This is a genomic window from Streptomyces sp. WZ-12, from assembly GCF_028898845.1.
Lineage (GTDB): Bacteria > Actinomycetota > Actinomycetes > Streptomycetales > Streptomycetaceae > Streptomyces.
Genome location: NZ_CP118574.1, coordinates 7,615,727 through 7,637,398, shown reverse-complemented (window position 1 = coordinate 7,637,398; position 21,672 = coordinate 7,615,727). Strand labels below are relative to the sequence as shown.

The window sequence follows — 21,672 nt, the reverse complement described above, 5'->3', positions numbered from 1 at the left end:
TCAGCCGGCCTGTTCCCTGGCCGCCGCGACCCGCTCCCGGGCCTCGGCGAGGTCCTCCTCGGTGGGGGCGTCGTCCTGGCTGAGGCGGCGGCGCCAGTAGCCGGTGAAGTCGATCCGGCGGGCGTCCAGGCCGCGCTCGGCGAGCAGATGGCGGCGCAGCCCGCGGACCGCGCCGGCCTCACCGGCCAGCCAGGCGAAGGCCGGTTCCTCGGGGAGGCGGGCCGCGCGGACGGCGGTGAGCAGCGCGCCGTCCGCACCGGCCGGGGCGCGGTCCCGGTGGACCCAGTGGACGGTGAGGTCGGCGCGGGTCGGCAGCGGCTGCTCCTCGGCCCCGTCCGCAACCTCGATCCAGGCCACCGCGCGGGCGGTGGCCGGCAGCGCCTCGGCGAGCGAACCGATGGCCGGCAGCGCGGTCTCGTCGCCGGCGAGCAGGATCAGGCCCGGGGCGTCGAGCGGCAGCGGCCGGGCGTACTCGGCGGCCGGCCCGTAACGGGCGAGGGTGTCGCCCACGCGCGCGGTGGCCGCCCAACGGGTGGCCGGGCCGGCCTCCTCGTGCGCGCCACGGTGGCCGTGCAGCACGAAGTCGACGGTGATCCGCCGCCGTTCGGGATCGTGGGCGCGCACCGTGTAGCTGCGCATCACCGGCCGTTCGTCCTCGGGCAGCGCGAGGAACGCCTGGTACCAGCGCATCGCGTCGTCGCCGGGCGCCTCCGGCAGCCGGGGTGCGCGCTGGCCGGGCCGCGGGAAGAGGAGTTTCAGCTGCTGGTCGGGCCAGGTGGGGAGGGTGTCGAGGCCGTCCCCGGTGAAGGTGATGCGCGCCATGCGCGGGGTGATCCGTCGGACGTCGGTGACGCGGAGGTGCGCGACGGTCAGGGCTGTCATGGGAACTCCCGGTGACGAGGGGCGGGTGGGCGGTGGGATCAGCGACCCGGGGTGGCGCCGAGGTACTGCCGGAGGTGGTGTGCCGTCAGGGACGTTCCGCGCTCGACGAGTTCGCGCGGGGTGCCGGTGAAGACGACCCGGCCGCCGTCGTGGCCGGCGCCCGGTCCGAGGTCGACGAGCCAGTCGGCGTGCGCCATCACCGCCTGGTGGTGCTCGATGACGAGGACGGTGTTGCCGTCGTCCACCAACCGGTCCAGCAGGCGCAGGAGTTGGTCCACATCGGCGAGGTGGAGGCCGGTGGTGGGTTCGTCCAGGATGTAGACGGCCCCCTGCTCGGCCATGTGGACGGCGAGTTTGAGCCGCTGCCGTTCGCCGCCGGAGAGGGTGGTGAGCGGCTGGCCCAGGCCGAGGTAGCCGAGGCCGACGTCCTGGAGCCGGTCGAGGACGGCGCGGGCCCGCCCGGTGGGGAAGAACTCCCGCGCCTCGGCCACGGACATGGCCAGCACCTCGCGGCGCCGGTTCGGCAGGAAGGACTGCACGAAGGCGCTGTGCGTCTCGTTGATCAGCCGCTGCGACTCGGCGGCGACGGTGCCGAAGACCAGCGAGGACTTCCCCGATCCGGAGACCCCGGTGAAGACCGTCAGTCGCCGCTTGGGAATGTCGACGGAAATCCCGGCCAGATTGTTCTCCCGGGCACCCCGGACCTCGATGACGTCGTGCCCGTCCGCGGCGACCCACTGCCGCGAAGGGGCCCGCGCTCCCCTGCCCTGCTCGGATTCCATGACTCGCCCCCTGATATCCTTACGCCATAAAGAGTGAGGTCGAGGACAATAGCTTTACACCCTAAGGAGTGGCAAGTTGGTGGTATTCGCGGGCCAGGGCGACCCCCGCCGATCCCTCTCCCTGCTGTGGCGCACGAAGGACGACGGCGGCCGGACCCGCGCCCCCCGGGGCCCCAAGCCGGCACTGACCATCGAGGCGATCATCGACGCGGGCATCGCGGTGGCCGACGCGGAGGGCATGGCCGCGCTGTCGATGCGCACCGTCGGCGAGCGGCTGGGCCGCACGGCCATGGCGCTCTACACCTACGTCCCCGGCAAGTCCGAGCTGGTGGACCTGATGTACGACCGGGTGTTGGCCGAGCTCCCCACCGACTACGACCTGACGCCCGGCTGGCGCTCGGCGGTCACGTCCTGGGCCGCCGACTCCTGGGCGTTCTCCCTGCGCCACCCCTGGGTGCTCCAGGTCTCCCAGGCGCGCCCGGTCCTGGGCCCCAACGAGTACGCCTCCCTGGAGACCCTGCTACGGGTGCTGTACGCCACGGAGTTGGACCCCACCACGCTCCGCCGGATCGTCGGCCTGCTGTCCCACTTCGTCCGCGGCGCCGCCCGGACCGCCGCCGAGTCCCGGCAGGCGGCGGCCGCCACCGGCGTCACCGACGAGGACTGGTGGCAGGCCCGCGCCGGCACCCTGACCGAGGTCGTCCCCGACTTCGCCGAGCGCTTCCCGCTGTTGGTCCGCCTGGAAACCGAGGGCGCCTCCCCGCCACCCGAGGCGGACTCCGGCGAGTCCTACCTGGAGCGCGAGGCGCGCATGACCTTCGAGGCCGGCCTCGCGGTGCTCCTGGACGGCATCGAGACCACCGTCGCCCGACGGTCCGCGACGCCGCCGGCGCGGGGGCCGTTGGAGTGATGAAGCGGACGGGAGCAGCGCGGGCGGTGTCGTCCGGCCGCGCGCCGGCGTTGTCCATCCGTGACCGTCCCACGCCTCCGCCCGTGGTTCCTGCCCGCCAGCCTCGCGGCCCTGCTGGGAGAGGCACCGCCGAGCGAGCCGGCTGACGCTCCGTCCGATCCGGGGCCGGGCCCGGCGGCTGATCCGCGGTCGGCCACCGCGCGCACCGCCCGCCACCCCCCGCACCCCGCTCCCCCGACCCCCGTCCGCCCCGGGACAGTTGAGCGCCGCACACCGTGTTCATCGGGCTACCACATGTGGCGAGCACCGGTGATCGCCCATAGCTTCGGCTCATGGCACTACGACAGATGTCCCGCGGGTCACGGCGAATGACCCGCCTGGGCTGCGCGGCGGCGGTCCTGGCCGGCGTACTCGGTGCGGCCCCGCCGTCCCACGCCGTGCCGGACCAGGACGAGGGGGTCCTCGTCGTCCGGCCCGGGGAATCGATCCAGCGTGCGGTGGACGCGGCCCGCCCCGGCGACACCGTGGTGCTGCTCCCCGGCGTCTACCGCGAGAACGTGCGGATCAACAAGTCCCACCTGATGCTCCGGGGAACCGACGGTCATACCGTGCTCGCCCCGCCGCTCACCCCCACCGCCGCGCCCACCCCGCCCACCGCACCCCCCGCGCAGGCGGCGCCCACCTGCGACGCGGCCGGCGACGGCATCTGCATCGCCGGCGCTCCCGGCGCCCCCGGCGGCCCGCTCACCGACGTCCACCTCCGGTCGCTGACCGTCGAGGGTTTCCGGCACAACGGGATCTGGGCCTCCGGCACCGAGGGGCTGACGATCCACCACGTCGCCGCGCGGCGCAACGGCCAGTGGGGCATCGGCGTGGAGAAGTCCGTGCACAGCGTGCTCCGCGACAACCTCGCCACGGACAACGGCGACGCCGGCATCTTCCTGGCCAACACGGCCAACGAGGAGGCCCCCGGCCTCGACACCCGCGGCACCCTGCTGCTGGAGAACCGGCTGGGCGGCAACCGCATCGGCATCACCGCCCGCCGGGTGCGGAACCTGCTGATCGCCCACAACACCGTGCTCGGCAACTGCGGCGGCGTGTTCGTGGTCGGCGACGAGAACCGGCCCCCGGCCGGCGCGGTCACGGTCCGGGACAACGAGGTCCTGCGGAACAACAAGTTCTGCCCGGCGACCAAGCGGCTGCCCTTCCTCCAGGGCATCGGCGTGGTCCTCACCGGCACCGAGGACTCGCTGGTCCAGCACAACCTGGTCCGCGACAACGTCGGCACCTCGCCGATGTCGGGCGGCGTGGTGCTCTTCCGCAGCTTCGTCAAGGCCGCCAACAACCGCAATCTCATCCGCGACAACGTGGTGCTGCGCAACGTCCCGGCGGACCTGATCAACGCCGATCCGGCCGGTCAGGGCAACGTCTTCGTCGACAACGCCTGCCGGACCTCCAGGCCGCCCGGCCTGTGCCCCTAACCGTGCCGACAACCACGGACACGACCGCGGCCCCCTTGGGAACGCAACGGGAGAAGAGAGACGGAATGACCACCGTGAGCCCCACCCCCCAGCCCGCCATGCGGCTTCGAGAACTCATCTTCGGCGCCGCGTGTGCGGCGGCCGTCCGCGCCGCCGCCCGGCTCGGCGTGCCCGACGCGCTGGGCGACGAGCCCACCACATCGGACAAACTGGCCGCCTCGGTGGGCACCGAACCCCGGCCGCTGCAACGGCTGTTGCGGACGCTGGCCTGCTACGGGATCTTCGAGGAGACCGAGGACGGCAGCTTCACCCACACCGAGATGTCCCGGCTGCTGCGCGAGGACACCCCCAACAGCCTGCGCGCCATCTCGCTGTGGTGCACCGAGCCATGGACCTGGGACGCGTGGCCGCGGCTGGACGACGCGGTGCGCTCCGGCCGCGGCGTCGTCGAGGACCTCTACGGCAAGGGCTTCTTCGACTACCTCCACCAGGACGCCCAGGAGTCCGCCCAGGTCTTCGACCGGGCGATGACCACCTCCAGCAAGCAGTCGGCCCGCGACCTCGTCGAACTCCTCGACCTCACCGGGGTGTCGTCGGTCGCGGACATCGGCGGCGGCCAAGGCCACGTCGTGGCCGGCCTGTTGGAGAAGTACCCCTCCCTGCACGGCACGTTGCTCGACCTGCCGTCCGTCGTGGCCGACGCCGACCCCCGGCTGCGCGACGGCGGCCCGCTCGCCGAACGGGCCCGGATCGTGCCCGGCGACTGCCGCACGGACATCCCCGTCGAGGCCGACCTCTACATCATCAAGAACATCCTGGAATGGGACGACGACAGCACCCGCCGCACACTGGGCAGGGTCATCGAGGCGGCCCGCCCCGGTGCCCGGGTCGTGATCATCGAGAACCTCGTCGACGACAGCCCGTCGATGAAGTTCACCACCGCCATGGACCTGCTGCTGCTGTTGAACGTCGGCGGGGCCAAGCACACCAAGGAGAGCCTGGTCCGGCACATCTCCGAGGCCGGACTGCTGGTCCACGACATCCTCGTCGTCAACCCGTATCTGCACGCCTTCGAATGCACCGTCCCCGCCTGACACCCCGTATGACGGTACGGCCCGCTCGGAAGCGGGCCGTACCGTCATACGGCGGCGGCCTCCCCGCGGGACACGACGGAGAGGCCGGCCGCTGGGAGCCGCTGCGGATCAGCCGGCGCCGTCCCGCTCCCAGCGGTAGAACTCGCGGGCCATCGCGTCCTTCGGACTGCGCCAGGTCGCCGGGTCGTACGCGCTGACGTACGAGGACAACTTCCGGCTGATGGCCTGGAACTCCGGGTGCTGGTGCGCCTTGGCGATCTCCGGGCCGGGCGGGAGGTCGGACTCGATGAGGTGCAGGTACACCTCACCGAACTGGAACAGCGTCCGCCGGTTGACGCCCACCAAGTGGGGCAGCTCCGTCCGGTCCGAGTCCGCGAAGATCTCGGCGATGTCGGGAGCCGACCCGGGCTTCATCCGGGCGACGATCAGAGCGTTGTGCATCGGGGAGGTTCCCTTCGTTGCCGCCGGGCGGCGGGCGGTCCGCATCGGGCTGACGGGGCCTTCAGTTGGCCGGGGCGGCGGCGCGCAGCTCGCGGTCCCGCTGCTCGATCCGGTCCCGGATGAGCTCCATCTGGATCCGGGAGTTGCGGTTGATGTGCGCGGTCATGCCCTTGTCGTCGACCGGGGCCTCGGCCTTCATGGCGAAGTCCTGGGTCCAGTGCATCGACGTGCCGCCGGGGATCTCCTTGTACTTCCAGAAGATGTCCATGAACTTGAACGGGCCGGTCTCCACCCGGCGGGCGCGGACGGTCAACGCACCGCGGTCCGGGGTCCGTTCGGAGACCCAGCTCCAGACCTGCCCCTGCTCGTCGGGGTGCATGGTCAGCCGGAACGTCGTGGTGTCGCCCTCCTGGGACAGCACCTCGACCGAGGCGTACTCGCTGAAGAGGCGGGGCCAGTTCTCCAGGTCGTTGGTCATCTCCCAGACGAGGCTGAGCGGGGCGGCGATGGTGATCTCGTTCTCGGTGTGGCCGGACATGTTCAGGCTCCTGTCGTGACGGGGTCGGTGTTGACGAGGTCGAGGAAGTCGCGCGGCGTCTTGGCGCGTTCGGCGTCGGGGGGCAACGGGCGGCCGAACCGGTTCTCCAGCTCGCCCACGATGCCGAGCAGACCCAGCGAATCCAGGCCGTACTCGGCAAAGGTCACCTCGGGCCGGTTCGCCATCTCCTCCGGATCGACGGTCAGGCCGGCGGCCGACTTCATCAGCGTGGCCAGCCCGTCGAGGGTCAGTTGAGCGGTCATCGGAATCTCCTCTCAGGAGGGGGACTTCTCGCACCGGCGCAGCACCATCGCCGCGTTGGAGCCCATCAGCCCCCGGCTCAGCACCAGCGCCGTCTGGAGCTCGGCGGGCCGGGGCTTCCCGGTCACCACGTCGAGGTCCACGGTGACGTCGATGGCGTTGGGGGTCGGCGGCACCACGGAGCTCTCCATCGAGAGCACCGCGGCCGCGACGTCCAGGACAGGAGCGCCGCAATACGCCCGGCCGATACCGGTCTTGGGCGCGGTCACCGGCACCCGGGACGCGTACCCGCCCAGCGCATCGGCCAGCGCCTGCGCCTCCGCCCGGTCGGCCGAGGGCACCCCGAGGGCGTCCGCGAAGACCACGTCGATCTCCTCGGGCGCACACCGGGCGTCCGCCAGCGCGCCCTCGATCGCCCGGGCCAGCCCCTCCCGGGACTCCTCCCAGAGCGCGGCGCCGGTGAAGGTGGCGGCGTGCCCGGCCAGCACGGCACGGGGCCGGGCGCCCCGCTCCACGGCGGCCGACCGCTCCTCGACGACCAGCATCGCGCCGCCCTCGGCGGGCACGAAGCCACACGCGCCGTCGGTGAACGGGCGGTAGGCACGGTCCGGTTCGGCGCAGCGGCTGAGGTCCTCGTACCCGAGCTGGCAGACCACCGAGTACGGGGCCAGCGGGGCCTCGGCGGCGCCCACCACCACGGCCTCGGTGCCGCGGCGGATGGTCCGGCAGGCGTGTGCCAGCGCGTCCAACCCGCCCGCCTCGTCGCTGGCCACCACCCCGCACGGCCCCTTGAAGCCGCCGCGGATGGAGATCTGGCCGGTGCTGGCCGCGTAGAACCAGGCGATCGACTGGTACGGGCCGACGTAGCGCGAGCCCTGGCCCCACAGCCGTTGCAGCTCCCGCTGGCCGAACTCGCCGCCGCCGGAGCCGGCCGCGGTCACCACTCCCACCGCGAACGGCGAGCGGTTGTAGTCGGCCCGCCCCAACAGGGCGTCGTCCAGCGCCAGATTGGCCGCGGCCATCGCGAAGTGCGTGAACCGGTCGGTCTGGACGAGGAAGCGCTCCTCGATCAGCTCGGTCGGGTCGAAGCCGCGGACCTCGCCGGCGACCTTCAGCGGCAGGTCCTCGCACCCCTCGCGGGTGACCGTGTCGAGGACGCTGATGCCCTCCTTGGTGGACTTCCAGAAGGCTTCGGTGTTGGCCCCGTTGGGGGCGATCACACCGATGCCGGTGACGACGGAACAGCGGTCTTCGTGCGGGGAGTTCATCTCGTCCTCCCACCCGGACGGGTCAGGACCACGGCCGACTGGAATCCGCCGAATCCGCTGCCCACGGACAGCACCGACGAAAGCGGCAGCTCCCGTGCGGTCTTCGGCACGTAGTCCAGGTCGCACTCCGGGTCCGGGTTCTCGTAGTTGGCGGTCGGCGGAACCACCTGATGGGTCAGCGCCAGGACGCAGGCGACGATCTCGATCGCACCGATCGCGCCCAGCGAGTGGCCCACCATCGACTTGATCGAGCTCATCGGCACCTTGTAGGCGTGGTCGCCCAGCGACTTCTTGACCGCGGCGGTCTCGTGACGGTCGTTCTGCTGGGTGCCGGAGCCGTGCGCGTTGACGTAGTCGACCTGGCTGCGGTCGAGCCGCGCATGGGCCAGCGAGCGGTTGATCGCCTCGGCCATCTCCAGACCTTCCTGGGTCAGGCCGGTCATGTGGTAGGCGTTGCCGAAGGTGGCGTAGCCGCGGATCTCGCAGTGCACGGTGGCGCCGCGGGCCCGGGCGTGCTCCAACTCCTCCAGGACCAGCACGGCACCGCCCTCGCCCATCACGAAACCGTCGCGCTGCGCGTCGAAGGGCCGGGAGGCGTGGGCGGGGTCGTCGTTGTTCGCGGAGGTCGCCTTGATGGCGTCGAAGCAGGCCACGGTGATCGGGGAGATCGGCGAGTCGGACGCGCCCGCGACGCAGACGTCGGCCCGGCCCTCCTCGATGGAGTGGAAGGCGTAACCGATCGCGTCGAGGCCGGAGGTGCAGCCCGTCGAGACGGTCTGCACCGGGCCGTGCGCGCCGATCTGCTCCGCCACCGCGGACGCCAACGAGCTGGGCGAGAAGGCCCGGTGCAGATGCGGCCCGGCGGGCCGGTGGTCCACGTCCCAGCGGCTGCCGGACGCGCTGACCGCCACGTAGTCGTGCTCCAGGCGCGTGGTGCCGCCGACCGCGGTGCCCAGGGACACCCCGACCCGCCACGGGTCCTCCCGTGCCATGTCCAGACCGGACTCCCGCAGCGCTTCGGCCGCGGCGACCAGCGCGAACTGGACGTACCGGTCGGACTTGGCCACCTGCTCGCCGTCCAGGCCGTGCGCGGCCGGATCGAAGTCGCACTCGGCGGCGATCCGGGACCGGAAGCCGGTCGGGTCGAAGAGGGTGATGCCACGAGTGGCCGTCCGCCCGGTGGACAGCAGGTCCCAGAAGGCCGGGATCCCCACGCCGCCCGGGGCGACGATGCCGACGCCGGTGACCGCCACGCGGCGGGTCATGACACCGGCTCCGTACGTTCGGGTGGGGCGGCCGGTGTGCCCTCCTGCGCCCCCTCGGCCGCCTCCGTGTCCACGTGACCCAGCTCCGGGCGCGGGGCCAACGGGCCGAGGTGGAAGACCATCCGGGCCTCGACGTCCCCGACGTTGCGGAAACGGTGCCGCATGTACGGCGGGATCATCAGCCCCTGGTCCGGGCGGAGCGGATGGGTCTCCCCGTCGAGGTCGACCTCCAGCGCACCCTGGACGACGTAGACGAACTCCTCGGAGTACGGGTGGTAGTGCTCCCCGATGCGCTCGCCGGGCTGTACGAGGGCCATGCCCATGAAGCCGCTCGTGGATCCCACCGCGCTGGGCGTCAACATGGCGCGCAGGTCACCTCCGCGCCGGCGGTTGGGCTGGGTCTCGCTGAGGTCCACGATGCGTGGGCGGTGCGTGGTCATGGCTGATTCCTCCAGGGGCGTGCTGCCGGTGGATGGGTGGATGGTGCCGGCCTGATGACGGCCCGCGGGCCCGGTCGGCGGGCCTTCGACGGTCAGGCGTCCGACGCCCGGCGGTCGGTGATGAGATCCATGTCGGCGCGGGCCAGGAAGTGCGCCAGCTCGCGCTCGCTGGTCAGGCCGCCGGCGACGTCGCCGTCCAACAGCCGCCGCAGCACGGCCAGTTTGCGCGGACCGCGGGCACCGAGGGAGACCAGCGGGTCCCGGTCGAGGGGCTCGCGCATGTCGATGAGGCGGACGACGATGTCGTCGCGCTGGAAGATGGTGCTGCCGTACACGGGGCACGCCGGGTCGTCGGCGGCCTCCTCGTCCTGACGGGCCAGCATCTTGGCCAGCGTCATGCCGAAGCCGGGCTTGGCCGGGTAGTACAGCGCGTGCCGGGAGACGGCCTGCGCGCTCTCGGGCTCCGGACCGCCGGTCGCCACGTGGTGCACCGCGGGCAGCGCGGCGCGGGTGAAGAACACCCGGGCGGAATTGGGGTCGTTGAGGTCCCGGTCCTGCTCCAGGTACGGGTTGATGGCCTCCTCCACGGCCCGGACCTCGGGCTGTTGGGAGACGTGCCGCAGCGCGGCGATCAGGTCGCCCTGCACCTCGATGGCGCGCACCACGCGGTTGCCGTACATGAAGAGGGAGGTGCGGCGCAGCCGGGTCTTGTCGTCGACCCGGGCCGCCGGCGAGGTGTAGCCGGAGAGGATGTCGGCGACCATCGACTCGCTGCCGGGCTTCACGGTGAAGGTCAGCGCGTGCCGGACCACGCCGTCGCCGACGCGGGGGTTCGCCTGCAGCCGGCCCTTGGGGGGCTCGGGGGCGGCGACGGCGACGTTGGAGGTCTCTCGCAGGACGCTGAAGCGCAGGGAGCGGGTGTCGCGCACGCAGCTGTGCAGCGGCTGCACCATCTTGACGTGCTCCTCGCTGTTGACCCAGGCGAGGAACGGCGGGGCGCTCTCCCATTCACTGGTGATCAGCCACTGCGAGGGGTTCTCGATGGACTGGCACAACTGGTCGGTGATGTGCCCGGGGACGGAGGCCACCTGGTTCCGGAGTTGTTCGTAGGCTTCCAGGAACTGCTGCTGGGCACCGTCCTCCAGGTCCAGCATGAGCACGACCCGGAGCCGGGAGCCGTCGAAGGCGGACTGCGATATTCGTTCCGACAGCGTTGTCATCGTCTACGCATCTCCTCCGGGGCGCGAGGGCCCCTGTGGTGCGTCGTCAGTTCCGGCGCGATCCGGGATTCCGGTGCCTTCCGTTGCTCCCGATGCGGTCCGGGCGACTGAGCCGGATGGGCGGACCTTCTGCCCGGCGTGTCGCGGGGGCGGTCCGGATTCGATCGTGGCTAAGAGCCACGGTCGGCGCGAGATCTGTGAGCCATGCAGGTGAACCCTGATGGAAGGGGCCACGGGCCGGGCATGCGTTGCTCCATCTCCCGTACGCGCCGCTGGAGCTGGAGCCAACACATGAACCCCAAGGCCGAAGACCGGGTACCGGTCCTCATCGTCGGCGGGTCCCTGGTGGGCCTGTCCGCCTCGCTGTTCCTCGGACGCCTGGGTGTCCGGCACGTCCTGGTCGAGAAGCACGCGGGCACTTCCCGGCACCCCCGGGGTCGGGGCAACAACGTCCGCACGATGGAGCTGTACCGCGTGGCCGGCGCCGAGCGGCGGATCCGCGAGGCGGCCTCGGTCCTCGCCGCCAACCACGGGATCCTGCAAGCCCGTTCACTGATCGGCGACGAGCAGGAGTGGCTGTTCCGGGAGATCGACCCGGGCGGCGGGCTGGCCAAGTTCAGCCCGTCGGGCTGGTGCCTGTGCAGCCAGAACGACCTGGAGCCGGTGCTGCTGGAGTGCGCCCGGGAGTTGGGCGGCGATCTGCGGTTCAGCACCGAGCTGATGACCTGCGACCAGGACGCCGACGGCGTGACCGCGGTCGTCAAGGACCGGAACACCGGCGAGCACACCACCCTCCGCGCCGACTACCTCATCGCCGCGGACGGGCCGCGCAGCCCGGTGCGCGAGCGTCTCGGCATCGGGCAGACGGGCCCCGGCGACCTCTTCCACAACGTCAGCATCACCTTCCGCGCCCCGGAGCTGGCCGACGCCGTCGGCGACCGCCACTTCATCGCCTGCTACCTGACCAACCCGGAGGCCGACGGGGCCCTGCTGCCGGTGGACAACCACGCGGAGTGGGTCTTCCACGCGCCCTGGCACCCCGACCGGGGCGAGACGCTGGAGGACTTCGACGACCAGCGGTGCATCGACCACATCCGACGGGCAACGGGCGTACCGGGCATGGCGGTTGAGATCACCGGCAAGGCGCCCTGGCACGCCGCGGAGCGGGTCGCCGAGCGGTACTCCGCTGGCCGGATCTTCCTCGCCGGTGACGCGGCCCACGAGATGTCCCCCACCGGGGCGTTCGGTTCCAACACCGGCATCCAGGACGCGCACAACCTCGCCTGGAAACTGGCCGCCGTCCTCGACGGCGCGGCGGACCCCGCGCTGTTGGACACCTACGAGGACGAGCGCCGCCCGGTGGCCGAGGTGACCAGCGCCCGCGCCTCGGCCCGGTCAGCCGAGCACAGCCACCCCGGCTACGACCCGGCGCCCGGGGGCGGCGGCCGGCAGCGCGGCGTGCTGACGGTCGCGCTGGGCTACAGCTACCCGCGCGGTGCGGTCCTCGGTGCCGACCCCGAACTCCCGGTCGTCCCCGAGCGGATGCGGCTGACCGGCGAGCCGGGCACCCGGGCCCCGCACCTGTGGCTGCACGCGGACGACGGGCGACGCTCCACCCTGGACCTCTACGAGCGGTCCTTCGTCCTGCTGACCGGCACCGAGGACGGCAAGATCTGGCGCGCCGCGGCGGAGGCCACCGCCGCCCACTGGTCGACGCGGCTGGACCACTACCGCGTCGGCGTCGGTGCCGACGCCGACCTGGTCCCGGACGAGGGCATCGACTGGGCGGAGCTGCACGGGACGACGCCGGAGGGCGCGGTGCTGGTGCGGCCGGACGGCTTCGTGGCGTGGCGCGCGGAGGGGCAGGTGGCCGACCCCGAGGGCGCCCTGCGCGAGGTCCTCGGCGGCCTGCTCCGCCGGGCCTGACACCGCGGCTCCCCGCCGCCCCATCGCGGTGGGAACCAGGGGCCGACGGGCGCGAGCCGCCCGTCGGCCCCTGCCGCGTATGTCCCGTCCGCTTCCCGCCCACCCTGGAACGTAATTTCTGCCCATCACCGCCCAAGGGGGCATCTGCGGCCCGTACCGGCCCGGTCTCGTATCCCGCGGGGCGATGTGGTGTTGAGTGTCCGGGCATGGACGTCGGGTGCGTCGAAGACGTAGGCGGCGGTGTGGAAACCGAGATAGTGCAGGAACTCCTCCTCCGCCCCGAAGGCGAGGTTGCGGACGGTGGAGTGGATGCCGTCCGCGCCCACCAGAAGGTCCGCGGCGAGCGTGGTGCCGTCGGTGAGGGACACGTCAACGCCCGTGGGGGTGTTCTCGACCCGGTGGAGGCTGGTGGCGAAGCGCAGGTCGATGTGGTCTGGGAGGCTTTCGCGCAGGGCTCGTTCCAGGTCCGGGCGCATCAGGCTGAGCAGGCGTCCGTTCACGGCCCGGCTGAACTGGGTGTAGGTCAACCGGACCCGGGTGCGGCCGGTGTGATCGACGGTGGCGACCTCCCGTACTGGGTAGGCGAGTTCGTTCAGGCGAGGCAGGATCCCCAGGGCCTCGGCGGCGTCATAGCCGGGGCCGAAGAAGTCGATCATGTAGCCCTGTGTGCGTGGGCCGGGTGCTTTCTCCAGGAGGACGACGTGCCAGCCGAGGATGTCCAGGCGTTGGGCGAGGGCGAGGGCGGCGATGCCGGCCCCGCAGATGACGACGACCTTCACGCGTGATGCCCCTTCCGATGATTCAGCGGGGATGGTGGCCACAGGCCAGGGGCCCGGTTCAGGCCACGGCAGCCGGCGGCGTGGGGACGGCGCCGTGCATGGCGCGGAGGGCGCCTTGGTGGGTCAGCCAACCCACGAGGTGCTCCTTGCCCGGGTCAAGGACGGGCAGACCAGTGCCGGGGGCGGCCGCCAACGCGTGTACGGCGGTGGCCAGTTGCATCTGCGTCGTGATGACCGGGACGGGCTGGACAAGGTCGCCCACCCGCAGCGGTTGACCGTCGGGGTCGTCGGCGAGGGCCTTGGCGACAGCTCGGGCGGTGAGCATGCCCAGGCAGCGACCGTGGGCGTCGACGACGGGCAGGACGCCGTGATGGGAGCGGGTCAACTCGTCGGATGCCGCGAGTAGTTCGGTGTCCACGGGCAGCGGTTGTGGTGCGGCTTCCATCACCGTGTCCACCCACTTCGTGCCAAGGTGGCCTGGGGGCGCGGGGGTGCGGAGGTCGATGCCGCGGCGGCGGAGTTTGAGGGTGTAGATGGTGTCGTGGGAGAGCAGGCGGCCGGTGGCGGCGGCAAGGACGATGGCGAGCATCAGGGGCAGGATGATCGTGTACTGGCCGGTGAGTTCGAAGAGGATGACGACGGCGGTGATCGGTGCCCGTGAGGCGCCGGCGAAGGCTGCGCCCATGCCGACCAGGGCGTAGGCGCCGACGTTACCGGCGGTGCTCGGTATGAGGTGGCCGGCGATGGCTCCGTAGGCGGCGCCCAGCATCGCGCCGATGAACAGGCTGGGGGCGAAGACTCCGCCGGACCCGCCGATGCCGATGGTCAAGCTGGTGGCCAGGATCTTGCCAACCAAGAGGAGCAGCAAGAAGCCGATGACGTAGCCGCCTTGGGTGGCCTTGTGCAGTACGGGATAGCCGACGCCGTACATCTCGGGCAACGCCAGCAGCACCAGCCCGAGCAGCAACCCGCCGGCCGCCGGCCGCAACCACTCCGGACCGCGCCAGGCCCAGTCGCACGCGTCCTCGATCCAGTACAGGACGCGCGTGAAGCCGACGCCCACGACACCCGCCACCACACCGAGGAGGGCGAACAGCCCGTACTGTGCCACGTGTTGGACATGAAACGGAGGCAGCGCGAGGAAGGCGGTATTGCCGAACGCCGCACGTCCAATGACGCTCGCCGTGACGCTGGAGAGCACCGCCGCTGCGAACGCCTCGGCGCTGAAGGTGCCCAGGATCAGCTCCATGGCGAAGAAGACGCCGGCAAGCGGGGCGTTGAAGGTGGCAGCGATGCCGCCGGCCGCGCCGCAGGCCACCAGCAGCCGCAGTTGCTCCGTGGGAACCTTCGCCACGCGGCCCAGCGTGGAGCCGAGGGCGGAGCCGATCTGAACGATGGGCCCCTCCCGTCCGACGGAGCCGCCGGAACCGATGCACAGCGCGGAGGCGAGCGCCTTGACAACGCAGACCTGGGGGTTGATCCGTCCGCCGCGCTGCGCGACCGCGAGCATCACCTCAGGCACACCGTGCCCACGGGCCTCCTTGGCGAACCGGTCAACCAACGGCCCGTACAGCAACCCGCCCACGACAGGGGCTACGACGACGAAGAATGGGCCGAGCCAGGGCACATGAGGGTTCGCGCGGCCGCCAGCACTCGCGTAGTCGGCGTGGCCGGAGAAGAGGTGGGTGAACGTCGTGATGAGCCAGCGGAAGGCGACCGAGCCAAGCCCGGCACCGGCGCCCACCACAACTGCGAGCACCAACACGCCCCACGGCGCCCCGCGCAGTCGCGCTACCGAGAAGGTGGGTCGAGCCTCGACGACCGGTGTCCGGATGGCGGAATCATCTGGGGAGGCCGCGTCTGTTCCGGTCATACTTTTCCTCTCCTCGCTCTTTTTGCATTATGCAAACGCTGTCAAGTGCGCGTGCGTGCGAGGTAGAAAGGAACGTGATCAAACGCGAGGGGAAGGCATCAGAGATGGCGGACGTCGACGCGGTCACCCGCGCGGTACTCACCGCCTCTCGCGTTCTGGTCGGCGTCTCCGCGCGCTCCCTGGCCGCCACCGAAGACACGGTCACACTGCCCCAGTTCCGCCTACTGGTGACACTGTCCGTGCACGACGACACCAACCTCTCCGCCGTGGCCGAACTCCTGGGCGTCAACCCCTCCACGGCGATGCGCATGATCGACCGGCTCACCACCGCCGGCCTGACCAAACGACACCCCAACCCCGCCAACCGACGGGAATCCCTGATCCAACTCACCGAAGACGGGCGCCGGATCGTCGACGAGGTCACCGCCCGCCGCCGCGCGGAAATCGCCACCATCGTCAGCCACATGGACCCCGCCCACGGCCAGGCCCTCATCGACGCCCTCACCGCCTTCGCCCACGCCGCGGACGAACCAGCCGTCCCCACCACCGGACCGGACGCCTACCCCCTGGGCTGGACCGACAGCACCACCGGCTGACGCACCACCACACGCACCCTCCCACCCCGCTCATGCGGGAGACGGGCGCGAGCGTGCTCCGATCCACGCGACGCCATCGGAAACCAACGACACAAACGGAAAGCGGAGTTGCGGTCCGCCCTACCCATGCACCGGCGGGCGACGGGCGCGCAGCAACGAGCCGACAATGCCGACAGGACGATGCTCAGCGCCAGACCCATCACCATCCCGTACAACGGCACGCCGGGATGCGAGACCCCAGGCGATCAAGAGTGTGGTAGCCGCCGCCGGCCGATGCGCGACCCGGGCCCACACAGGCAAGAAGCGGGCTCTTCCGCCAGGATGCGGTTGTATCGCTCGACTTTGCCGTTGTGGCGTGGGGTGTAGGGCTCGATGCGCTGGTGCCTGGCGCCGAGGAGGGCCCGGGTGAAGCTCTCGGCGCGATAGCAGGCGCCATTGTTTGTCACGATCCGTTCGATGCGTGCGATCCCATGTGCGGCCAGCCAGGCGCGCGCACGGTGGAGATAGGCGATCGCGGTGGTGGCCTTCTCGTCTGGCAGGGCTTCGGTGTAGGCGAGTCGGCTGCACCCGTCTAGGGCCGAGTGCAGGTAGACGTAGCCGCCGTGGCTGGTCTTCTTTCTCCGGTTGACGGCTTTTGCCTGGTCGCTGCCGCGTCCGTGGGCGCGCCAGCCGCCGCCGTCGGGGATACGGCCCACCTTCTCCACATCGACGTGGATCATGTGCCCTGGCCGTCGAGCTTGGATTTTCCGCGCTTGTCGGTTGACCTCACCGTTCGGGTCGATGAATCGGCGTCGGTTGATGCCGAGCTCAGCAAGGTGCCTGCTGATGGACCGCCGGCTGATTGACGTTCCGGCCTGAGCCAGCTCGAAAGCGATCCGGGACGCGGAGCACTTGTGGTTCCGGCGCAGCTGTTCGATGAGGACGAGGGCCTCGGACGGCGTCGCGGTCGGCTGGTGGTGCGGCGCAGAGGAGCGGTCCTCCAGCCCGAGTTCGCCGTGGCTGCGATATCGATTGACCCACTTCGATGCACACGCCCGGGAGATCCCCATCTCGGCCACGACATGCGCAATCGGCCTCGTCCGGCAACGCTCGACCGGCCGACGGCGCCCTTCGACGGTGAGGGGCGTATTCCGATGCGTCACGCGGTGGGACCAGGCGCGGAGGGCCGCTTGGTGATGTCCCGCTGGGAGATGGCCTCTGACACCTCGTCCAGGGCGGTGCGCAGGAAGGCACCGTATGCGTCCTGAGGGAGGTTGGGGGCGTGCTCCTGGGCTGCGTTGATGTGCTCGGTAGCCGCGTCGAAGGACCCGAGTCGGCGGTAGTTGTCGGCCAAGTTGAGGTGGAGGGAGGGGTAGAACCCGGCGATGTGGAGACTGGCGTGGTGCTCCTGGGCACGCTGTTCGGTCACGGCGTCAGCAGCGTCCAGGGCCCGGACGTCCCAGACGAGGGCCTGGGCGGGATCTTCGTAGAGGTCCGCCAGGTAGTGGGCGAGCGAGCAACGGTGCAATGGGTCTCCCGTGACGCCGATCTCCGACCACAGGTTCAGGAGCTTGTGGCGGGCGGTAGGGATATCGCCCGTTCGACCTTCGCCGACGGCTTGGCCGATGGCTTCCATGGTCGGATCAGGTGTGGCAGGTGTGTTGGTCATGAGGTTCCTCGTCGTCGTTCTCAGGCTGAGGGGTCGAACTTGATGGGCATGGACAGGGTGGTGAGATCGCCTCGGTCGGCGGAGCGGATCGTGACGGGCTGGTCGTGTCCCCTCAGATCGAGCATCACGTCGGGGCCAATCGCCGTGCTCACGGCGGGATAGAGCGTGGTCATCTCGAACCGGATCTGGAGGGCCTCGCCCGTCACCGTGGCGGAGAGTGGGATTCCGGGGTGTTTGTCGTTCGGGGGCCGGACGTTCACGCTGTGATCGGTGATGTGCAGTAAGACGTGTTCGTCGGGGTGCTCTTCCAGAACCCGCAGCAGCAGGTCCTTCGAGACCGTCACGCGGGTGGTGACCTCGTCCAGGGCGTCAAGCATCAGACGGTGGTCGGGGAACTCCTCAGGCAGTGTCCGGCAGTGCCGGTCCTCCCGCTCGGGCATGCGCAGCCAGATCCCGTGCGGCACCGCTTCGATACGGATCAGCGCACTGCGCCGGACGTCGGCTACCGCAGCCCGGAGGTCGTCGCCGTCGACCGTGCCGGCCCAGGTCTGCTCGGCTGCCCGCGCTGGCACCAGGGTCCGAGTGGAGAGCCGGTACCGGTCGGTCGCCGTCAGTGCGATTGCCTCGTCACTCGCCTCGATGTGCAGGCCGGCGAGCACCGCCATCCCCGGCTCGCAGGCGGTCGCGGTCAGAACTTGCTCGACCGCATCTGCCAGCACTGGACCCTTCAGCGTGGCGATCAGCAGACCAGGCACGTTGCCACCGAGCGCGGACTTGATGACCGCCGCCTTCCGCCGCGCTGCCGCCGCGTCCCCTTCGATCTTGGCGACATGCTCGTCGAGCAGCCGCGCCGCCTCGTCCGCCCCGGCGGCAAGGACCGCCTCGACCGCAGCCAGCGACATGGCGATCTCGCGGAGCTGACGCAGCGTGGTCGCCCGCTCCAACTGGACGGCGGCGTAGTAGCGGTAGCCCGTGACCGGATCTACGTCGGCAGGCGGCAGTAGCCCGGAATCGGCGTAGAACCGCAACGCGCTGGAGGTCAGGCCACTGCGCTGGGCAAAGACGCCGATTGGCATCATCTCGGAATTTGGCACCTCGCCATCATTGAGCTTCAACCAACTTGAAGGTCAACATCGACGTGGCACGTCACCAACGTCACGGCCAGCAACACCGTCCGCCGCGCCCGGGGCCGTCCGCAGCGGCACCTCGCGGATCAGCCAGGCGGCCGCGAAGGCGACGGCACACAGCGCGGCCGTGCCGATCATGACGCTGTGCAGTCCGCCGGTGACCCCGGCACGGAAGGCGTCCCGCACGCCGTCGGGCAGCCCGAGCAGCACCGCGGGGGTCACTTCGTGGCCGCCGGCGAGCCGCTCCTCGTCCCGGCCGAGCCGGTCCGTGAGGGTGGCGGCCATGCGGCCTGTGTAGACGGAGCCGAGCACGGCGACGCCGAGCGAGCCACCGATGGTCCGTAGCAGCGTGGTGGTGCCGCTGGCCGCGCCCATGTCGCGGGGCTCCGGGCTGTTCATGGTGATGAGCATCGCGGGCTGCATCAGACAGCCCAGGCCCAGGCCGAGGACGAGCGTCAGCGCGGAGGCCACCGCCGTGGCGGTGTCCGCGCCGACCATGAGCAGGGCCAGGGCGCCTGCCGTGGCGACCGTGCCGCCCGCGATGGGGTACCCGCGGTACCCGCCGCCGTTGGCCACCGCCCGCCCGATGAACAGCTGCGCGCCCATCATGCCGAGCATCAGTGGGAGCAGCAGCAGCCCGCTTTCCGTCGACGACATGCCCCGTACGAACTGCATGTACTGCGGCAGATAGCTCGCCGCGGCCAGCATCGCCGCGCCCACCAGGAAGCTCAGAGTCTGGGCGAGGGTGAAGTTGCGGTCGCGGAACAGGCGCGGCGGGATGATGGGTTCGGGTGCTCGTCGCTCCACGTGGACGAACCAGCCGAGGGCGCCCACCGAGAGTGCGGCGAGCCCCGCGATCTGCGGTGAGATCCAGTCGTACGCCGCGCCGGCCCAGGTCCCGATCAGGGAGAGCGCCAAAACGCCCGCCGTGAGGAGTGCGGCGCCCAGGAAGTCGATGCGGGCCGGGCCGCGCTCGCCGCGCAGTCGGATGCGGAGCCCGACGATCAGGAGTGCGGCGGCGCCGACGGGCACGTTGACGTAGAAGACCCAGCGCCAGTCCATCTGGTCGGTGAGGAAGCCGCCGAGCAGCGGGCCGCCGATCATGGCGACCGGCAGCAGTACGCCGATCATCGACTGGGAGCGCCCCGCCTGCGCGGGCGGCAGGAGGGTCCCGAGGAGGGAGAGCGCACCCACGAAGAGGCCGCCCGCGCCGAGCCCCTGGAGTGCCCGGAAGGCGATCAACTGCCCCATGTCCTGGGCGAGTCCGCAGAGCACCGACCCGACGAGGAAGACCGCGATCGAGGTCAGGTAGCTGCCCTTGCGGCCGTAGAGGTCGCCGGCCTTTCCCCAGATCGGAGTGGAGACGGCGGTGCTGAGCAGATAGGCGGTCACCACCCAGGAGAAGTGGTCCAGGCCGCCCAGTTCGCCGACGATCGTGGGCAGGGCGGTACCGACGATCGTGCCGTCGAGTGTCGCCAGGATGATGCCGAGCAGCAGTCCCAGGATGGCGAGGCGCGACGGTGGCGCCATGGCCGGCGCCGCGGTCGGTGACTGGTCGGCACCGGGCTCCGCTGTCTTGGGCGCGGCTTCTCCCATACGCTGATTCATGGTTTCCCCCATTGTTGTTGACGTGGCATCAGGTGGTGTAGGGGCGGGCGTTCCTGGCGTCCCGCAGTGCCTGGGCCCACCAGGCGAGTTGGTCGAGCATCGTCTTGGCCGCGGCGTCGCTCTGCGTGTCCCTCATCGCGTACTCCTCGTCGAACAGGCCCCAGGCGTTGTGCAGGCTGACCGTGTTGCGGATGGCGGTCGCATGCAACTCCGCCATGACGAGCCGGAGTTGCTCGACCGCGCGCAGGCCGCCCGAGATGCCGCCGTAGGAGACGAAGCCGATTGGCTTGGCGTGCCACTGCTCGTTGTGCCAGTCGATGGCGTTCTTCAGGGACGCCGGAAAGCTGTGGTTGTACTCCGGCGTGACGAACACGAACGCGTCGGCGGCCGCCAGGCGCGGTGAGACCTCGGCGAGGGCTTCTTCGGTGCCGGGCGCGGGCGGCTGACCGAAGGCCGGGAAGACGGTGGACAGCGGGGTCTCGGCCAGGTCGACGACGTCGACGCTCATGTCATCGCGCTGGTCGAGGTGGCTCTTGATCCACCGTGTGACGACGGGTGCGAAGCGGCCCTCCCGGGTGCTGCCGACGACGACCGCTACGCGGAGCTGCTGCGGCTGCTCACTCATGGGAAATCCCCCTGACGTGTACGACGTATCGGGATGCGTACAACGTACGCTTCACTGTGTACACCGTCTACCGGCGATACGCTGTACACGAACGGTCGACCGGAGAGGAGCCCACTCGTGGCAGCCCAGAAGAAGAGCGGAGATGCGGATGCGCCCGTGCTGTGGGAGCGCATAGAGCGCCCCACCGCCGCGCCCCGCGCCTCACTGACGCCGCAGAAGATCGCCGCCGTGGCGGTGCAGGTCGCCGACACCGAGGGCTTCGCCGCCGTCACCATGCGCCGCCTCGCCACCGAGCTGGGAGTCGCGCCCATGGCCGCGTACCGCCACGTCTCGGGCAAGGACGACCTGTGGGCGCTGATGGTCGACCAGGTCACGGCCGAACTCGCCGTACCCGACGAGGCGACCGGCTGGCGCGACATCCTGCACGCCTACGCCACGGCCAGTCGCGCCATGATGCTGCGGCATCCCTGGCTGGCCCAACTGCCCACACAGCACTTCGTACTGACGCCGAACCGGATGGCGATCGCGGAACGCCAGCTTGCCGCGCTCGACGGCCACGGCATGGACACCGACTCGGTGATGGCCGCCTTCCGCGCGGTCAACGCCTATGTGCACGGCGCGGCGCAGTCCGAGGTGGCGCTACGCCAGTACATGGAGGACAACGGCTGGGCCAGCGGCGACGAAACACGCCGCGCGCTCGCACCCCAGATGACCTATCTGATGGAGACCGGCCGCTACCCGACCTACCGGCGCTACACCCTCGGGGCCGGGCGCAAGGACGACGCCGCCTGGCAGTTCGAGACGGGACTCGACTGCGTACTCGACGGCATCGCGGCCAGGATCGACAGCTAGAGCAGCCCTATGGGTCAGGGCCGGGCCTGACCCTCACCCATAGGACAGACCCCAGC

At 70.9% G+C, this 21,672-nt stretch carries 20 protein-coding genes and 2 pseudogenes; 6 read left to right on the top strand and 16 right to left on the bottom strand.

What is annotated here, in order from left to right:
- Entirely contained in the window at positions 1-882 is an 882-nt protein-coding gene (locus PV796_RS33365; protein ID WP_274917436.1) for a siderophore-interacting protein, read from the bottom strand.
- 38 nt (positions 883-920) lie between these two features.
- Positions 921-1,565 (bottom strand): annotated as a pseudogene (locus PV796_RS33360) (ATP-binding cassette domain-containing protein); the annotation flags it as partial.
- Positions 1,566-1,740: 175 nt separating this feature from the next.
- Here PV796_RS33360 and PV796_RS33355 point away from each other — a divergent pair.
- The 3 genes from PV796_RS33355 (at position 1,741) to PV796_RS33345 (ending at position 5,149) form a co-directional block, all read left to right on the top strand.
- Entirely contained in the window at positions 1,741-2,574 is an 834-nt protein-coding gene (locus PV796_RS33355) for a TetR/AcrR family transcriptional regulator (RefSeq protein WP_274917435.1), read from the top strand.
- Between the two features lie 332 nt (positions 2,575-2,906).
- On the top strand, positions 2,907-4,055 hold the full coding sequence (locus PV796_RS33350; protein ID WP_274917433.1) for a right-handed parallel beta-helix repeat-containing protein: 1,149 nt from the start codon (positions 2,907-2,909) through the stop codon (positions 4,053-4,055).
- A 65-nt stretch (positions 4,056-4,120) separates the two neighbouring features.
- Entirely contained in the window at positions 4,121-5,149 is a 1,029-nt protein-coding gene (locus PV796_RS33345; protein WP_274917432.1) for a methyltransferase, read from the top strand.
- Positions 5,150-5,257: 108 nt separating this feature from the next.
- Here PV796_RS33345 and PV796_RS33340 read toward each other — a convergent pair whose 3' ends face one another.
- The 7 genes from PV796_RS33340 to PV796_RS33310 form a co-directional block, all read right to left on the bottom strand.
- Complete coding sequence (locus tag PV796_RS33340) at positions 5,258-5,590, bottom strand: TcmI family type II polyketide cyclase (RefSeq protein ID WP_274917431.1); 333 nt, start codon at positions 5,588-5,590, stop codon at positions 5,258-5,260.
- A 61-nt stretch (positions 5,591-5,651) separates the two neighbouring features.
- Positions 5,652-6,128, bottom strand: coding sequence for an SRPBCC family protein (locus PV796_RS33335; RefSeq protein ID WP_274917429.1), 477 nt, complete (start codon positions 6,126-6,128; stop codon positions 5,652-5,654).
- Between the two features lie 2 nt (positions 6,129-6,130).
- Positions 6,131-6,391 carry an acyl carrier protein gene (locus tag PV796_RS33330; RefSeq protein ID WP_274917427.1) on the bottom strand — a complete coding sequence of 87 codons (261 nt, stop codon included), beginning with the start codon at positions 6,389-6,391 and terminating at the stop codon, positions 6,131-6,133.
- Between the two features lie 12 nt (positions 6,392-6,403).
- On the bottom strand, positions 6,404-7,657 hold the full coding sequence (locus PV796_RS33325; protein ID WP_274917426.1) for a ketosynthase chain-length factor: 1,254 nt from the start codon (positions 7,655-7,657) through the stop codon (positions 6,404-6,406).
- Entirely contained in the window at positions 7,654-8,922 is a 1,269-nt protein-coding gene (locus PV796_RS33320; RefSeq protein ID WP_274917424.1) for a beta-ketoacyl-[acyl-carrier-protein] synthase family protein, read from the bottom strand. The genes PV796_RS33325 and PV796_RS33320 overlap by 4 nt, the downstream gene beginning before the upstream one ends.
- Positions 8,919-9,362 (bottom strand): cupin domain-containing protein, encoded by a 444-nt coding sequence (locus PV796_RS33315; RefSeq protein ID WP_274917423.1) that lies wholly within the window; start codon positions 9,360-9,362, stop codon positions 8,919-8,921. The genes PV796_RS33320 and PV796_RS33315 overlap by 4 nt, the downstream gene beginning before the upstream one ends.
- Positions 9,363-9,454: 92 nt before the next feature.
- A complete protein-coding gene (locus PV796_RS33310) occupies positions 9,455-10,582 on the bottom strand; it encodes a SchA/CurD-like domain-containing protein (protein ID WP_274917422.1) in 1,128 nt (375 codons plus the stop codon).
- A 291-nt stretch (positions 10,583-10,873) separates the two neighbouring features.
- Between PV796_RS33310 and PV796_RS33305 the strand changes: the two genes are divergently transcribed.
- Positions 10,874-12,508, top strand: coding sequence for an FAD-dependent oxidoreductase (locus PV796_RS33305; protein WP_274917421.1), 1,635 nt, complete (start codon positions 10,874-10,876; stop codon positions 12,506-12,508).
- A gap of 125 nt (positions 12,509-12,633) precedes the next feature.
- On the opposite strand, the gene PV796_RS33300 is transcribed toward PV796_RS33305, so the two are convergent.
- Positions 12,634-13,287 carry an FAD-dependent monooxygenase gene (locus PV796_RS33300; RefSeq protein ID WP_274917420.1) on the bottom strand — a complete coding sequence of 218 codons (654 nt, stop codon included), beginning with the start codon at positions 13,285-13,287 and terminating at the stop codon, positions 12,634-12,636.
- 58 nt (positions 13,288-13,345) lie between these two features.
- Positions 13,346-15,049: a chloride channel protein gene (locus PV796_RS33295; RefSeq protein WP_274919337.1), complete on the bottom strand. Its 1,704-nt coding sequence runs from the start codon at positions 15,047-15,049 to the stop codon at positions 13,346-13,348.
- A gap of 215 nt (positions 15,050-15,264) precedes the next feature.
- Between PV796_RS33295 and PV796_RS33290 the strand changes: the two genes are divergently transcribed.
- The gene (locus PV796_RS33290; protein WP_274917419.1) at positions 15,265-15,756 is read left to right on the top strand and encodes a MarR family winged helix-turn-helix transcriptional regulator; all 492 of its coding nucleotides are present in this window, start codon (positions 15,265-15,267) and stop codon (positions 15,754-15,756) included.
- Positions 15,757-16,064: 308 nt separating this feature from the next.
- Here PV796_RS33290 and PV796_RS33285 read toward each other — a convergent pair.
- From PV796_RS33285 to PV796_RS33265, 5 genes and pseudogenes are all read right to left on the bottom strand, one after another.
- Positions 16,065-16,898 (bottom strand): annotated as a pseudogene (locus PV796_RS33285) (helix-turn-helix domain-containing protein); the annotation flags it as partial.
- On the bottom strand, positions 16,895-17,404 hold the full coding sequence (locus PV796_RS33280) for a hypothetical protein (protein ID WP_274917418.1): 510 nt from the start codon (positions 17,402-17,404) through the stop codon (positions 16,895-16,897). The gene PV796_RS33280 and the pseudogene PV796_RS33285, both read right to left, overlap by 4 nt.
- Before the next feature lie 20 nt (positions 17,405-17,424).
- Positions 17,425-18,480 (bottom strand): DNA polymerase III subunit beta family protein, encoded by a 1,056-nt coding sequence (locus PV796_RS33275; protein WP_446750704.1) that lies wholly within the window; start codon positions 18,478-18,480, stop codon positions 17,425-17,427.
- A gap of 51 nt (positions 18,481-18,531) precedes the next feature.
- Positions 18,532-20,139, bottom strand: a complete 1,608-nt coding sequence (locus PV796_RS33270; RefSeq protein ID WP_342456937.1) for an MDR family MFS transporter — start codon at positions 20,137-20,139, stop codon at positions 18,532-18,534.
- A 28-nt stretch (positions 20,140-20,167) separates the two neighbouring features.
- Positions 20,168-20,764 carry an NADPH-dependent FMN reductase gene (locus PV796_RS33265; RefSeq protein WP_274917416.1) on the bottom strand — a complete coding sequence of 199 codons (597 nt, stop codon included), beginning with the start codon at positions 20,762-20,764 and terminating at the stop codon, positions 20,168-20,170.
- A 117-nt stretch (positions 20,765-20,881) separates the two neighbouring features.
- Between PV796_RS33265 and PV796_RS33260 the strand changes: the two genes are divergently transcribed.
- The gene (locus tag PV796_RS33260; RefSeq protein ID WP_274917415.1) at positions 20,882-21,616 is read left to right on the top strand and encodes a TetR/AcrR family transcriptional regulator; all 735 of its coding nucleotides are present in this window, start codon (positions 20,882-20,884) and stop codon (positions 21,614-21,616) included.
- The last annotated feature ends 56 nt before the right edge of the window (positions 21,617-21,672 follow it).

Coding starts and splice junctions, on each gene's coding strand:
- PV796_RS33325 (WP_274917426.1), bottom strand. CDS start 7,657: ATGAACTCCCCGCACGAAGACCGCTGTTCCGTCGTCACCGGCATCGGT.
- PV796_RS33365 (WP_274917436.1), bottom strand. CDS start 882: ATGACAGCCCTGACCGTCGCGCACCTCCGCGTCACCGACGTCCGACGG.
- PV796_RS33335 (WP_274917429.1), bottom strand. CDS start 6,128: ATGTCCGGCCACACCGAGAACGAGATCACCATCGCCGCCCCGCTCAGC.
- PV796_RS33330 (WP_274917427.1), bottom strand. CDS start 6,391: ATGACCGCTCAACTGACCCTCGACGGGCTGGCCACGCTGATGAAGTCG.
- PV796_RS33305 (WP_274917421.1), top strand. CDS start 10,874: ATGAACCCCAAGGCCGAAGACCGGGTACCGGTCCTCATCGTCGGCGGG.
- PV796_RS33265 (WP_274917416.1), bottom strand. CDS start 20,764: ATGAGTGAGCAGCCGCAGCAGCTCCGCGTAGCGGTCGTCGTCGGCAGC.
- PV796_RS33275 (WP_446750704.1), bottom strand. CDS start 18,480: ATGCCAATCGGCGTCTTTGCCCAGCGCAGTGGCCTGACCTCCAGCGCG.
- PV796_RS33350 (WP_274917433.1), top strand. CDS start 2,907: ATGGCACTACGACAGATGTCCCGCGGGTCACGGCGAATGACCCGCCTG.
- PV796_RS33315 (WP_274917423.1), bottom strand. CDS start 9,362: ATGACCACGCACCGCCCACGCATCGTGGACCTCAGCGAGACCCAGCCC.
- PV796_RS33280 (WP_274917418.1), bottom strand. CDS start 17,404: ATGACCAACACACCTGCCACACCTGATCCGACCATGGAAGCCATCGGC.
- PV796_RS33320 (WP_274917424.1), bottom strand. CDS start 8,922: ATGACCCGCCGCGTGGCGGTCACCGGCGTCGGCATCGTCGCCCCGGGC.
- PV796_RS33310 (WP_274917422.1), bottom strand. CDS start 10,582: ATGACAACGCTGTCGGAACGAATATCGCAGTCCGCCTTCGACGGCTCC.
- PV796_RS33290 (WP_274917419.1), top strand. CDS start 15,265: ATGGCGGACGTCGACGCGGTCACCCGCGCGGTACTCACCGCCTCTCGC.
- PV796_RS33270 (WP_342456937.1), bottom strand. CDS start 20,139: ATGAATCAGCGTATGGGAGAAGCCGCGCCCAAGACAGCGGAGCCCGGT.
- PV796_RS33340 (WP_274917431.1), bottom strand. CDS start 5,590: ATGCACAACGCTCTGATCGTCGCCCGGATGAAGCCCGGGTCGGCTCCC.
- PV796_RS33345 (WP_274917432.1), top strand. CDS start 4,121: ATGACCACCGTGAGCCCCACCCCCCAGCCCGCCATGCGGCTTCGAGAA.